Source organism: Marinospirillum minutulum DSM 6287, from assembly GCF_000422325.1.
Taxonomy (GTDB): domain Bacteria; phylum Pseudomonadota; class Gammaproteobacteria; order Pseudomonadales; family Halomonadaceae; genus Marinospirillum; species Marinospirillum minutulum.
Window position 1 is genome coordinate 324675 of sequence record NZ_AULO01000009.1, and the last position, 12623, is coordinate 337297.

16 protein-coding genes are annotated in these 12623 nt (G+C 43.4%); 15 read left to right on the top strand and 1 reads right to left on the bottom strand.

Annotated elements, in window-relative coordinates:
* Positions 1-3 precede the first annotated feature (3 nt).
* Positions 4-597 carry an imidazoleglycerol-phosphate dehydratase HisB gene (gene hisB / locus H571_RS0103330; protein ID WP_027848074.1) on the bottom strand — a complete coding sequence of 198 codons (594 nt, stop codon included), beginning with the start codon at positions 595-597 and terminating at the stop codon, positions 4-6.
* 136 nt (positions 598-733) lie between these two features.
* Between hisB and H571_RS15435 the strand changes: the two genes are divergently transcribed.
* From H571_RS15435 to H571_RS0103410, 15 genes are all read left to right on the top strand, one after another.
* Positions 734-1153 (top strand): acetyl-CoA sensor PanZ family protein, encoded by a 420-nt coding sequence (locus H571_RS15435; protein WP_051168114.1) that lies wholly within the window; start codon positions 734-736, stop codon positions 1151-1153.
* A gap of 16 nt (positions 1154-1169) precedes the next feature.
* Positions 1170-2027 (top strand): monofunctional biosynthetic peptidoglycan transglycosylase, encoded by an 858-nt coding sequence (gene mtgA, locus H571_RS14045; RefSeq protein WP_051168115.1) that lies wholly within the window; start codon positions 1170-1172, stop codon positions 2025-2027.
* A gap of 86 nt (positions 2028-2113) precedes the next feature.
* The gene (gene argS, locus H571_RS0103350) at positions 2114-3805 is read left to right on the top strand and encodes an arginine--tRNA ligase (RefSeq protein WP_027848075.1); all 1692 of its coding nucleotides are present in this window, start codon (positions 2114-2116) and stop codon (positions 3803-3805) included.
* 46 nt (positions 3806-3851) lie between these two features.
* Complete coding sequence (locus H571_RS0103355) at positions 3852-4556, top strand: SPOR domain-containing protein (protein ID WP_027848076.1); 705 nt, start codon at positions 3852-3854, stop codon at positions 4554-4556.
* Positions 4557-4565: 9 nt separating this feature from the next.
* Entirely contained in the window at positions 4566-5090 is a 525-nt protein-coding gene (gene hslV, locus H571_RS0103360; RefSeq protein WP_027848077.1) for an ATP-dependent protease subunit HslV, read from the top strand.
* Entirely contained in the window at positions 5087-6415 is a 1329-nt protein-coding gene (gene hslU, locus H571_RS0103365; RefSeq protein ID WP_027848078.1) for an ATP-dependent protease ATPase subunit HslU, read from the top strand. The genes hslV and hslU overlap by 4 nt, the downstream gene beginning before the upstream one ends.
* Before the next feature lie 9 nt (positions 6416-6424).
* Positions 6425-6817 (top strand): gamma-butyrobetaine hydroxylase family protein, encoded by a 393-nt coding sequence (locus tag H571_RS0103370; RefSeq protein ID WP_027848079.1) that lies wholly within the window; start codon positions 6425-6427, stop codon positions 6815-6817.
* Entirely contained in the window at positions 6814-7572 is a 759-nt protein-coding gene (ubiE, locus tag H571_RS0103375; RefSeq protein ID WP_027848080.1) for a bifunctional demethylmenaquinone methyltransferase/2-methoxy-6-polyprenyl-1,4-benzoquinol methylase UbiE, read from the top strand. The genes H571_RS0103370 and ubiE overlap by 4 nt, the downstream gene beginning before the upstream one ends.
* A gap of 26 nt (positions 7573-7598) precedes the next feature.
* Complete coding sequence (locus tag H571_RS0103380; RefSeq protein ID WP_027848081.1) at positions 7599-8240, top strand: ubiquinone biosynthesis accessory factor UbiJ; 642 nt, start codon at positions 7599-7601, stop codon at positions 8238-8240.
* Positions 8241-9878 carry a ubiquinone biosynthesis regulatory protein kinase UbiB gene (ubiB, locus tag H571_RS0103385; protein WP_036217347.1) on the top strand — a complete coding sequence of 546 codons (1638 nt, stop codon included), beginning with the start codon at positions 8241-8243 and terminating at the stop codon, positions 9876-9878. It abuts the gene before it with no gap.
* Positions 9879-9950: 72 nt separating this feature from the next.
* Entirely contained in the window at positions 9951-10283 is a 333-nt protein-coding gene (locus H571_RS0103390; RefSeq protein WP_027848083.1) for a phosphoribosyl-ATP diphosphatase, read from the top strand.
* Positions 10284-10325: 42 nt separating this feature from the next.
* The gene (gene tatA, locus H571_RS0103395) at positions 10326-10571 is read left to right on the top strand and encodes a Sec-independent protein translocase subunit TatA (protein ID WP_027848084.1); all 246 of its coding nucleotides are present in this window, start codon (positions 10326-10328) and stop codon (positions 10569-10571) included.
* A gap of 12 nt (positions 10572-10583) precedes the next feature.
* Entirely contained in the window at positions 10584-10907 is a 324-nt protein-coding gene (tatB, locus tag H571_RS14050; protein WP_051168116.1) for a Sec-independent protein translocase protein TatB, read from the top strand.
* Positions 10908-10918: 11 nt separating this feature from the next.
* Complete coding sequence (tatC, locus tag H571_RS0103405; RefSeq protein ID WP_027848085.1) at positions 10919-11680, top strand: twin-arginine translocase subunit TatC; 762 nt, start codon at positions 10919-10921, stop codon at positions 11678-11680.
* A gap of 134 nt (positions 11681-11814) precedes the next feature.
* Positions 11815-12582: an oxygen-binding di-iron domain-containing protein gene (locus tag H571_RS0103410; protein WP_036217348.1), complete on the top strand. Its 768-nt coding sequence runs from the start codon at positions 11815-11817 to the stop codon at positions 12580-12582.
* The last annotated feature ends 41 nt before the right edge of the window (positions 12583-12623 follow it).

Sequence of the window (12623 nt, forward strand, 5' to 3'; positions counted from 1 at the left end):
AACTTAGAGCACACCCTTGGTTGAAGGCATTTGTCCTGCCATGCGTTCATCGGCAGATAGAGCCATACGTAAAGCTCGACCAAAGGCTTTAAAGATGCTTTCAGCTTGGTGGTGGGCATTCACACCTTTTAAGTTATCTATGTGCAGCGTAACGCGGGCATGGTTTACAAAGCCGTAAAAGAATTCCCATAAAGATTGCGTATCTAAACCACCAATGGCTGCACGGGTAAATTCAACCTCTTTAAATAAGCCGGGGCGACCAGAGAAGTCGATAACCACGCGAGATAAGGCTTCATCTAAAGGCACATAGGAATGGCCGTAACGCACCATGCCTTTTTTATCGCCCACGGCTTTATCAAATGCCTGACCTAGCGTAATGCCTAAGTCTTCCACGCTGTGGTGATCGTCTATATGACGGTCGCCATCCACTTCAATTTCCATATCTATCTGACCGTGGCGGGCAACCTGCTCTAGCATGTGGTCTAAAAAGCCAATCCCCGTGTTACAGGAGAAAACGCCACTGCCATCTAGATTGATTTTAACTTTAATTTTAGTTTCTAACGTGTCGCGACTTACACTTGCAATGCGTGCACTCATGGTGTTTTTAACCCTTAAAGAAGCTTTAGATAGAACAATTATAACAGTTGCAACGCTGAAAGGCAGCGCAGAGGTTTTTATGCAGGCTATAGTTTTTTGCTAAGATGCTTTTTTAAATTCAATAAAGGATAGTGGCATGCCTGTATTCTTGGTTAAAGCTGACTCTAAAGCGGTTGAAGAACAGCCAGCTTGGTTAGTTGATTTAAACAAAATTTATACTGAGGTTTTGGATGCTTCTGCACCAGCCTTTGTTGCTAAAGCTTTAACTCAACCTAATAGTTGGTTTGCTGGTGGATTGTTTAATGACCATTTGTTGGGCGCTGTGTTAGTGACCGAAGAAGCTAATTGTTGGAAGTTAACCGATTTAAGGGTAAGAAAAGTAACCCAACGCCGTGGAGTGGCAACCCGTTTATTGAATTTACTGGCTTTAGAAGCAAGTAAAACTAATCGATCGCTTCGCATAATGGATTTAGAGGCCAATGCTCCAGCTCAGGCTTTAGTAGCCAAGCTGGGTTACACAGAAAAAAGTACCGCTGAAGGTTGGGTGCTAGGCTAGGAAAGGAATAAAAGGGATGCGTAAGCCAACTCGTAAAAAAAGCACTAAACCTCACCCATTCATGCAAAAGATTAAGGCTTTATTGGCCATTCCAGTGAGTTGGTTTAAGCGCTTTGTATATTTGTTGGGCTGGATAACGCTCACTTTTTTACTAATCAGCGGTAGCTTGTTGGGTTGGTTTTTTTACAGCTTGCCAGATGTTGCCGGGCAAAGCTTTGCCGATTTACAGCAGCAGGCAGAAAAACGAGTTACCAAGCAACTTGAAGTACCAACGGCTTATTATGCTTGGGTACCCTTGCGCAAGATTAATCGCGATTTAATGTATGCCGTGGTTATGGCAGAAGATGCACGCTTTTTTCAGCACCGAGGCTTAGATTACGATGCATTATTAGATGCTTTTATTACTAATTTACGCCGTGGTGGTGTCGCTTTTGGGGGCAGCACTTTAAGCCAACAAACCGTTAAAAATCTCTTTTTGAATCAGCAACAAAGCTATTACCGCAAGCTACAAGAAGCTGTTTTAACCCGCCGTTTAGAAGCTGCCTTTAGTAAAAATGAAATTCTGGAACTTTATTTAAACTTAGCGGAGTTTGGCCCTGATGTTTATGGCGTTGCTGCAGCTTCACGCTATTATTTTTCTAAAAAACCAGCGCAAATGAATGCTGCAGAAGGGGCTTGGCTGACACTAATGCTACCTAGCCCAAGACGCTACCATTACAGCCTTTATCAAAACCGTAATTTAACCCCAGCCTTACGTCGCAAGTATCGCAATGTTTTACAGAGTATGCGGCAGGCTAACTATATCTCTCTAAGCCAGTATCAGGCTTATTTACCTAAAATTAATCAGACAAATTGGCCTAGTCGCAAACCGTGACGGGTGACTTTTGCGTTCCTTCCTTGGATAATGCTCAGTTATTCCTATTTCTCTAATTGAACCAACCCCTAGGCTAGTCTTAATACATGAAAGCTTTTATCTCTGAACACCTAGATCTTATTGTTGCCCAGCTAAAATCTGACCAACTTTTACCTGAAGATTTTCAGCCTCGCATTCAAATTGATAACACCAAGGATAAGGCGCATGGCGATTTAGCCTGCAATCTTGCTTTAATGGCTGCTAAACCAGCAGGAAAAAAGCCAAGGGATTTAGCTGAAATTATAGTGCAGCGTTTACAGGCCAATACCGATTTTTGCCAAAAAGTTTCTAAGATGGAAATTGCCGGCCCAGGCTTTATTAACTTCTTTTTATCTCAAGCTACACTCACTTCGGTGGTAAGCCAGGTGCTAGAAGATGAAGCTTTTGGTCAGAGCAATGTTGGTCAGGGTGAAAAAGTACAAATCGAGTTTGTTTCTGCTAACCCCACCGGCCCCTTACATATAGGTCATGGGCGGGGTGCTGCTGTAGGTGATTGTTTAAGCCGTTTATTAGAAGCTACTGGCTGGCAGGTAACGCGCGAGTTTTATTATAACGATGCTGGCGCTCAGATAGATAACCTAGCCTTGTCGGTACAAGCGCGTGCCAAGGGTTTAGGCCCAGAAGACGCTAGCTGGCCAAAAGATGGCTACCAAGGCGATTATATCGTTGATGTTGCCAACTCTTTTCTTGCTGGCGACACAGTCATTGCAGATGACCAGCAGGTAACAGCCAATGCTGATGTTAATGATTTAGATGCCATTCGCCGTTTTGCAGTGGCCTTCTTGCGCCGTGAACAAGATTTAGATTTAAAAGCCTTTGGTGTGGCTTTTGATGTTTATTATTTAGAATCGTCACTTTACCAAGAAGGCTTGGTTGAAGCGGCAGTAAAAAAATTAATTGATAACGGCTTTACCTACGAAGAAGGTGGTGCTTTATGGTTGCGTACTACTGACTTTGGTGATGATAAAGACCGCGTTATGCGTAAAACTGATGGTGGTTATACCTACTTTGTGCCCGATGTAGCCTACCACTTGAATAAATGGCAACGCGGCTTTAAAAAAGTAATTAATGAACAGGGTGCTGATCACCATTCAACCATTACCCGTGTAAGAGCAGGGCTACAAGCGCTAAAAGTGGACATTCCTGAAGGCTGGCCCGATTATGTGCTGCACCAGATGGTGACAGTAATGCGTGATGGTGAAGAAGTTAAAATTTCTAAGCGGGCGGGCAGCTACGTGACCCTGCGTGATTTAATTGATGAGGTAGGCTGCGATGCTACCCGTTATTTCTTAGCGGCGCGTGCGCCTAGTTCACAGCTAACTTTCGATATAGATTTAGCGCGCTCACAAACCAACGACAACCCAGTTTATTACATTCAATATGCTCACGCCCGTTTAGCTAGTGTAGCACGTCAGGCAGAAGAAAAAGGTTATAGCTGGTCTGAAAAAGCGACTGAATGCCTAGCACAACTGAATACCGATCAAGAGCAAGCGGTATTGAATTTATTAGCACGTTTCCCTGAAGTAGTAAAAAAAGCAGCAAGGGAACTTGAACCCCACCAAATTGCCCAATACCTGCGCGATTTAGCCGCAGCGATGCACTCTTGGTATAACGCTAATCAGTTTTTAGTGGAAGACGCTCAAGTTAGAACAGCAAGGCTTATGCTAGCAGCCGCAACACGGAAGGTTCTTGCTAAAGGTTTAGATCTGCTAGGTGTTACTGCACCTGATTCTATGTAGTACACCGGCTCCCTAATTAGATGTTACTAAGGAATGGAGGGGTATAATGGCTAAAGACTTTGCTAGCCGTCAACGAAAGCGCACTACACCAGAAAAAAACGAAACAACTAGGTCTCGCGGTGCAAGTCCACGCACTGTTGAAGAAGAGCCAGTTGATGTGAATTTCTGGGATCGTTTGCCCGGTTGGGGTTGGTTGACACTAGGTTTGGTGGCAGGCTTCCTTGCCGCAATTTTAAGTCAGCCCTCTAGCCAAACGCCCCTACAAGCAAAACCACCCTTAATTGCTGCTGAAGTTAAAAAAGTGCCTCAGGCTAAAAATGAAGAAAAGCCTAAAGAAGCACCAGCTAAAGCTAAAGACCAATCAACACCACGTTTTGATTTTTATACCCTGCTACCAGAAAGCGAAGTCGTAGCACCAGAAATTGAAGCCTATAAATCAACACCTAGAGAAGCTGAAGATCAGCCCCGTTTTATGTTGCAAGTTGGCTCCTTTCGTAGCGCTGCCGATGCTAAAAGGCAAGAAGAACGCTTGAAAAGTTTAGGTTATGACCGCATACGAGTGAGTGAAGTAGAAACGGGGAGTGGTGATACTTGGCACCGTGTACAAGTGGGTCCTTACCAAGATAGACGCTTACTTGCCCGAGCACAAAATGATTTAGCTAAGGCTGGACTTGATTTTATGCTGTTAAGATTGCGTGATGAACCAGAGGTTGAGCAGTCGACAGTGCCCCAATCAATAACCCCTAATTAAGGAGACGGTATGACCACCATAGTGTGCGTACGTCGAGATAACGAAGTTGTACTTGGCGGTGATGGCCAGGTTTCTTTAGGTAATACCGTGATGAAAGGCAATGCACGTAAAGTCCGTCGCCTTTATAACGATAAAATTCTAGCCGGTTTTGCCGGTGGTACAGCCGATGCCTTCACCTTGTTTGAACGCTTTGAAGGCCAGCTAGAAAAACACCACGGTCAGCTAGTTAGAGCCGCCGTTGAAATGGCTAAAGACTGGCGGACTGACCGAGCGCTAAGGCGTTTAGAAGCCATGTTAGTTGTTGCCGATGAAACCGCCACTTTATGCATTAGCGGTACAGGCGATGTCGTTGAGCCAGAACACGGCGTACTAGCCATAGGTTCGGGCGGTAATTTTGCTTTGGCAGCAGCGCGGGCGCTCCTTGAAAATACCGAGCTATCCGCTCAAGAAATTGTTGAAAAAAGTTTAGAGTTAGCCGGTGATATTTGTGTCTTTACTAACCACCAGATAACCATTGAAGGGATAAAGAAATGAGCAGCATGACGCCAAGAGAAATTGTAAGTGAGTTAGATCGTTTTATTATTGGTCAGGCTGATGCCAAACGCTCTGTTGCTATTGCCCTTCGTAACCGCTGGCGCAGAATGCAGTTAGATCCAGACTTGCGCGCAGAAGTTACCCCAAAAAATATTTTAATGATTGGTCCAACCGGTGTGGGCAAAACAGAAATTGCTCGCCGTTTAGCCAAGCTTGCCAGAGCGCCTTTTATTAAAGTTGAAGCCACTAAATTTACTGAGGTAGGTTATGTCGGCCGTGATGTAGAAACCATTATTCGTGACCTAATGGAATCGGCAGTAAAAATGCTGCGTGAAGAAGCCATGGGTAAACATAATGTATTAGCAGAAGATGCAGCTGAAGAACGCATTCTTGATGCCTTGTTACCGCCAGCCAGAGGCGAAGAAGCTAACACCGCTGCGACAGAAGAATCGGCAACTCGCCAAATGTTCCGTAAAAAATTACGTGAAGGCCAGCTAGACGATAAAGAAATAGAAATTGAAGTGGCCGGGCCACAAATTGGTGTAGAGATAATGAGCCCGCCGGGTATGGAAGAAATGACCCAGCAGCTACAAAGCATGTTCTCTAACCTAGATCAAAAAAAGCGCCGCACCACTAAGTTAAAAATTCGTGATGCCCAGCGTCAATTACGTGATGAAGAAGCGGCACGTTTGGTTAACCAAGAAGAAATTAAGCGTGAAGCGGTTGATTTAGTTGAACAAAACGGCATCGTCTTTTTAGATGAGTTAGACAAGGTATGTAAACGTGGTGAAAGTTCGGGTGGTAGTGATGTATCACGCGAAGGTGTGCAGCGTGACTTGTTACCCCTAATAGAAGGCAGTACGGTTAGCACTAAATATGGCATGGTTAAAACCGACCATATTTTATTTATAGCTTCAGGTGCTTTTCACCTAGCTAAACCTTCAGATCTAATTCCAGAGCTGCAAGGCCGCCTGCCTATTCGTGTAGAGCTTAAAGCACTGACAACCGAAGATTTTCGCCGCATTTTAACCGAACCTACGGCCTCTTTAACTCGCCAAGCAATAGCACTTTTAGCCACAGAGGGTGTAGAACTTAGCTTTACCGATGATGGTATTAATCGCTTGGCAGAAATAGCCTACGAAGTGAACGAAAACACCGACAACATTGGTGCACGCCGTTTGCATACCGTAATAGAGCGCTTATTAGAAGAAGCCAGTTTTGCAACAGAAAGCCTTAACGGTAAGCTAGTGGTTGATGCTGAGTATGTTAATAAGCAGCTAGGCGAGCTGGTTAAAGACCAAGATCTTTCACGTTACATTCTTTAAAGGTGCAACATGGCCACACCCCAGCCAACAAAAATCCATTACAGCAAAAGTCGTCATTGCTTAGAGTTGCATTATGCTGATGGAAAGCTAGTTGAACTTTCAGCTGAGCTATTAAGAGTGCTCTCGCCTTCTGCTGAAGTGCAGGGGCATGGTTCACCTAAGTTGCAAGTAGGCAAGAAAGATGTGCGTATTTGGAAAATTGAACCCGTTGGACGTTATGCCTTAAAGTTAAGTTTTGATGATGGGCATGACACAGGGCTATTCACCTGGGATTATTTTTGGCAACTAGGTGAAAATAAAGAAGTTTGGTGGCAGCGGTATTTAGATCAACTAGCAGCAGCTGGCGAAAGCCGCACTCCAAAACTTATTCCACTCGCTGTTGATGTAGGTACCCAATCATGACACAAGAGCAACAAGATAAAACAACCCACTTTGGTTACCAAGAGGTGCCGGTTGATGAAAAAGTTAAGCGGGTTGCTGGGGTTTTTGATTCCGTAGCCACTAAATATGACTTGATGAACGATATGATGTCGATGGGCATTCATCGTTTGTGGAAGAAGTTTACCCTTGAGTTATCGGGTGTGCGTAAAGGTCATAAGGTGTTAGATATCGCCGGTGGTACAGGCGATTTAACCATGCAGTTTTCACGCCTAGTGGGTGAAGAGGGTGAGGTGATTCTGGCTGATATTAATGCTTCTATGCTTAAGGTTGGCCGTGATCGTCTGCTTGATAAAGGTTATGGCGGTAATATTCGTTTTGTACAAGCCAATGCAGAAGCTTTACCTTTTCCAGACAATCACTTTGATGTCATTACCATAGCTTTTGGCTTGCGTAACGTTACTGATAAAGACAAAGCTCTGAAGGATATGGCACGTATTCTTAAGCCAGGTGGTCGCTTATTGGTACTGGAGTTCTCTAAGCCAACTAACCCACTAATGTCTAAAGCTTATGACCTTTATTCTTTTACAGCCTTACCTTTAATGGGCAAACTTTTGGCCGGTGATAGTGACTCCTACCGTTATTTGGCGGAATCCATTCGTATGCACCCAGACCAAGAAACACTAAAAGAAATGATGATTAATGCTGGTTTAAGTGATGTGGAATACCACAATATGACTTCAGGTGTGGTTGCTTTGCACCGTGGTTTTAAGCTGTAACTTACTTTCAAGGAAGCTGAAATTTTATGCAATTACCGCTGAGTGTTTTAACAGCGCTTGAAAGCTTAGTTAACCCTTTGTTAAGGCAGGCTATTCTTCAAGAGGGTGCTGCTACTGCTGCCTTTGAAAAACTACAGGGTAGCTGCATTGAGTTTCAAGTGAGTGGGTTAAATTTACAATTAAGAATGCAGGTAGCAGAAGATGGATTTTACTTTTATCGTCAAGGTGAAGCACCTGCAGATGCTTGGATACTTGCTTCAGCTCAAGACTATTTGAAGATGGCAACCAGTAAAAATGCTAATCAAATTTTATTTGGGCCAAATGTTAGTGTCGGTGGTAATACCCACCTGCTAGAAGTGTTACAAGAACTTCTTGCAGGCTTGGGTTTGGATACCCAAGAGCTAATCACACGTGCTGCTGGGCCTTTACCACTTGCTTCTATTCAAGCTGGTTTTAACCAACTGCTGCAGTTTGGGGAACGCTTAACACTTTCTGCTAGTGAAGATATTAAGTCTTACCTAGATGATGAAGCAGGTGTTTTGCCGGGCAAAGATAGCTGGCACGTGGCAGAAGATGCCTTGCATGAGCTTAGGCTAGATGTCGACCGTTTAGAAGCACGCATTAACCTATTAGAAAAGCAGTTACAGCCAATAGCAGGAGAAAAATAAGTGGGACGCTTATACCGTGCTTTTCGTATTGCTTGGATTTCTTTACGTTACCGCTTAGACAGTTTAATTCCCTTAGATCGCCTACCTTTTGCTCTAGTGCTGCTAATGCGCTTGAATCCAGCACAACTTTTCCCTATGAAAAACTATACACGGGGGGAGCGGCTGCGTTTGGCCTTAGAGGAACTCGGCCCAATTTTTACTAAGTTTGGACAAATGCTATCAACACGGCGCGACTTATTGCCGCCCGATGTAGCCGATGAGCTAAGAAAATTACAAGACCAAGTGCCACCCTTCCCAGCAGCACAGGCTAAGGCAACCATAGAAAAGGCCTTAGGTATGTCAGTGGAAGAGGCCTTTGCTGAGTTTGAAAGTGAAGCTTTAGCTTCAGCTTCTGTTGCGCAAGTTCATGCTGCTACCCTGCATACGGGAGAAAAGGTTGTTGTTAAGGTGATTCGCCCTGGGGTAGAAAAAGTTATTAAAAAAGATGTGCAGCTTTTATACATGCTGGCACATTTAGTGCTTCGCTTAGTGCCTGATGCACGTCGCCTTCATCCGGTTGCCGTGGTAGCAGATTATGAAGTTAGCTTGATGGATGAGTTAGATTTACAAAAAGAAGCAGCTAACACCTCGCAACTTAAACGCAACTTTTTAAACTCACCTTTACTTTATGTGCCATCCATCCATTGGCCTTTTACACGTAGAAATTTAATGGTGCAAGAGCGCATTTATGGTGTACCTATTGCAGAAGTAGAAACCATTAAAGCGCATCAAGTGAACATGAAAAAATTGGCAGAACGCGGCGTAGAGATTTTCTTTACCCAAGTGTTTCGCGATAACTTTTTTCATGCCGATATGCACCCAGGCAATATATTTTTAGATACCAGTAAACCAGAAAGCCCAAGGTACATTGCTATAGATTGCGGTATTGTGGGTTCTTTAAGTGTTGAAGATCAAAACTACCTGGCACGTAACCTATTAGCCTTTTTTAAGCAAGACTACCATGAGGTTGCAAGGTTACACATAGAATCTGGCTGGGTTGGCGAAGGTACACGTGCCAATGAATTTGCTGCGGCTATTCGCGCCGTTTGCGAGCCTATTTTTGAAAAGCCTTTAAAAGACATTTCTTTTGGGCAGGTGTTGTTAGGTTTATTCCAAACAGCAAGGCGTTTTAATATGGAAGTGCAGCCACAACTAGTTTTGTTACAAAAAACACTGCTGAATATTGAAGGCTTAGGTAGGCAGCTTTACCCAGAATTAGATTTGTGGACTACGGCTAAACCCTTTTTAGAAAATTGGATGAAACAACGTGTCGGTCCGCGTGGTATTCTTAAAAAAGCTCAAGAGAAATTACCCGATTGGCTAGAGTTAGTTCCTGAGCTACCTCAGTTAGCGCATGAAGGTTTAAGTCAACTAGGTAACTGGCAAAAAGATCAGCAAGCGCAGCGCCTAGTTCTTACTGAGCTAAAAAACGAAATGGCTAAAAACCGGCGTCGTAATGGCCAGCTTTTAATTGGTAGTCTGCTACTGGGTTTAGCTTTAGTTACTGGCTTGGGTGATTACCTTCTGCCCTTGCTTGAAGGCGAATGGCAGCCTTGGGTAGTGGGTGGTGTAGGGCTTTTAATATTACTTAGACGTTAGGCTGCTGGTGTATTGAGCGGGTTTTAATTATTCTTAGTTACTTTTTTTTGGTTTAACAAGGCAGTAGTGTTAATGAGTGATATCCTTCAACAGCTAGCTGTTATTTTGCAAGAACGTAAACAGGCCGACCCTACCAGTTCTTATGTCGCCCAGTTGCACCATAAAGGGCTAAACAAGATTTTAGAAAAAGTGGGCGAAGAAGCCACAGAAACAATTTTAGCAGCTAAAGATGCAGAATCCTTGGGCGCTAAAAATGAAGTCGTTGCGGAAACAGCAGATCTCTGGTTTCATTCACTCGTTATGCTGTCGCACTTAGACATAAGTTATCAAGATGTACTTAATGAGCTAGCTCGCCGTATGGGCATTTCTGGCTTGGATGAAAAAGCGAGTCGTAGTAACAAATAACAATCCTTTAATCGATAGTTTGATCTATAGTAGGAGATAATCATGGGCTTTGGTGGCATTAGTATTTGGCAGCTTCTTATTGTACTAGGCATAGTTGTTCTAATTTTTGGAACTAAAAAATTCCGTAGCTTAGGTAGCGATTTAGGCAGTGCCGTAAAAGGCTTTAAATCAGCTATGAAAGAAGGCGAGCAAGAAGCGAGTTCAGAAAACCTAGAAAAAACAGCAGCAGATAAAGACCCTATTGATGTTAAAGCAACTAAGGTTGATCAGGAGCAGGAGCGCAAATAAGCGCCCTAGTCTATGTTTGATATTGGCTTTTTTGAACTCCTAGTCATTGCTGTGGTGGGGCTGTTGGTACTAGGCCCACACCGCTTGCCGCAAGCAATTAAAACCTTGGGCTTGTATATTGGGCGTATCCGAAAAATGGTCTCTGGCATTCAGCAAGAAGTGAGTGAACAGATGCAGTTAGAGGAAATGCGTGAGCGCTTAGCTGAGCACGAAAAAAAGGTGCGTAGTGGCTTACATGAGGTAGAAAAAGAGGTTGCTGAAGAAATGGAATTAACAAAACCAAGCAATACTGATTCAGCACCTACTGCAACTCAGTCTAAGGAAGATTCTAAGTGAGTAACCCTGATATGCAGCCTTCTTCTCATCCTGAAGAGAGTACCGCTCCTGCTAGTCATGCGCCTTTAGTTGAGCATTTGATTGAACTGCGTACCCGAGTGCTGCGTATTGTTCTATCTGTTTTGGTTGTTTTTATTGGCTTATTTTACTTTGCCAATGATATTTACGCATTTATTTCACAACCTTTACGATCCATTCTGCCTGCTGGCGCACAGATGATAGCTACTGAAGTAGCCTCGCCCTTTTTAGCGCCATTTAAATTAACTTTATTTACAGCTTTCTTAGTCAGTGTGCCCTATATCCTCTACCAAATATGGAGCTTTATAGCACCAGGTTTATATGCCCATGAAAAGAAACTCGCTTTTCCTCTGTTAGGGTCTAGTATTGTTTTATTTTATGCAGGCATGGCATTTGCCTATTACGCAGTGTTTCCTTTGTTGTTTGCTTTTTTTACTACTGCAGCGCCTGAGGGTGTTGCAGTAATGACGGATATCAACGCCTACCTAAGCTTTGTACTTAAGCTTTTTTTTGCTTTTGGTATAGCCTTTGAAATACCTGTTGCAACGGTGCTACTTGTTTTGGCCGGTGTTACTAATGTTGAAAGCCTAGTAGCTAAGCGTTTATACGTAATTCTAGGCTGCTTTGTTGTTGGCATGTTATTGACACCGCCCGACATTTTTTCGCAAACCCTGCTAGCTGTACCTATGTGGTTATTGTTTGAAGTGGGTATATTGATTTCACGCTTACTACCCAAGGCTAAACAAGAAGAATAAAACAAAACTTTACATTATAAAACAATAAACCCGCCTTATCTAGCGGGTTTATTGTTTTATATCAATTGTTAAGTTAAGGATGCTTGATATATATTAAAGAAATGGAAGTATTAATGAGGCCGATGGAGTCGAAGATGGTAGAAAGTAGTAAGGTTCTATACGAAGACGATGATCACCAATACATCTGGTTTGGTTGGGAAGACCCAGATACAGATGAAAGTTTGGTACAGTCTAATCAAGTGTTAGTCGTTAATCAGGATCAAGGCTATCTATTTGATCCAGGTGGTGCTTTTATTTTTTCTGAAGTTGCTGCCGAAGTGAATAAATACCTTCCCCTAGAACAAATCCGCTACCTCTTGGCAACTCACCAAGACCCTGATGTGCTTTCATCTGTTACGCTTTGGCTAAAAGCAACCAATGCTCGTTTATTGGTTTCTCGTTTGTGGATACGTTTTGTCTCTCATTTTGGCTTTAGTGATAACAGCCGCCTTATAGCTATCGAAGACCGCGGCAAAATGATTAAGTTACCAGCCGGTGGTGAAATCGTTATGTTGCCTGCTCACTTTTTACACAGTGAAGGTAACTTCTGCTTCTATGATAGTCGCTCCAAAATTCTTTTTTCTGGTGATATCGGTGCTGCTGTTTTTCCAAGAGGTGAGCGCTACCTAATGGTAGAAGACTGGGAAACACACCTAACCTATACCGAAGGTTTCCATAAGCGTTATATGGGTAATAATGCAGCTTTACGCAAGTGGGTGGGCATGATTCGCCAGTACCCTATAGAGATGATTGTACCGCAGCATGGTGCAATTATTGGTAAAGAGCACATCCCAAAGTTTTTAGATTGGCTAGAAAACCTGCAATGTGGAACAGACTTATTGGATGAATACTACGGCTTTTGAGCTGGCTCAGTTTTACAAGCATGCATTTGTTCTAGAGTAGG

Bases quoted from the DNA above. Each gene is read 5' to 3' on its own strand.
- tatC (WP_027848085.1), top strand. From the start codon at position 10,919: ATGCAGCCTTCTTCTCATCCTGAAGAGAGTACCGCTCCTGCTAGTCAT.
- H571_RS0103355 (WP_027848076.1), top strand. From the start codon at position 3,852: ATGGCTAAAGACTTTGCTAGCCGTCAACGAAAGCGCACTACACCAGAA.
- tatA (WP_027848084.1), top strand. From the start codon at position 10,326: ATGGGCTTTGGTGGCATTAGTATTTGGCAGCTTCTTATTGTACTAGGC.
- mtgA (WP_051168115.1), top strand. From the start codon at position 1,170: ATGCGTAAGCCAACTCGTAAAAAAAGCACTAAACCTCACCCATTCATG.
- hslV (WP_027848077.1), top strand. From the start codon at position 4,566: ATGACCACCATAGTGTGCGTACGTCGAGATAACGAAGTTGTACTTGGC.
- argS (WP_027848075.1), top strand. From the start codon at position 2,114: ATGAAAGCTTTTATCTCTGAACACCTAGATCTTATTGTTGCCCAGCTA.
- H571_RS0103390 (WP_027848083.1), top strand. From the start codon at position 9,951: ATGAGTGATATCCTTCAACAGCTAGCTGTTATTTTGCAAGAACGTAAA.
- tatB (WP_051168116.1), top strand. From the start codon at position 10,584: ATGTTTGATATTGGCTTTTTTGAACTCCTAGTCATTGCTGTGGTGGGG.
- H571_RS0103380 (WP_027848081.1), top strand. From the start codon at position 7,599: ATGCAATTACCGCTGAGTGTTTTAACAGCGCTTGAAAGCTTAGTTAAC.
- H571_RS0103410 (WP_036217348.1), top strand. From the start codon at position 11,815: ATGGTAGAAAGTAGTAAGGTTCTATACGAAGACGATGATCACCAATAC.
- H571_RS0103370 (WP_027848079.1), top strand. From the start codon at position 6,425: ATGGCCACACCCCAGCCAACAAAAATCCATTACAGCAAAAGTCGTCAT.
- H571_RS15435 (WP_051168114.1), top strand. From the start codon at position 734: ATGCCTGTATTCTTGGTTAAAGCTGACTCTAAAGCGGTTGAAGAACAG.
- hisB (WP_027848074.1), bottom strand. From the start codon at position 597: ATGAGTGCACGCATTGCAAGTGTAAGTCGCGACACGTTAGAAACTAAA.
- ubiE (WP_027848080.1), top strand. From the start codon at position 6,814: ATGACACAAGAGCAACAAGATAAAACAACCCACTTTGGTTACCAAGAG.
- hslU (WP_027848078.1), top strand. From the start codon at position 5,087: ATGAGCAGCATGACGCCAAGAGAAATTGTAAGTGAGTTAGATCGTTTT.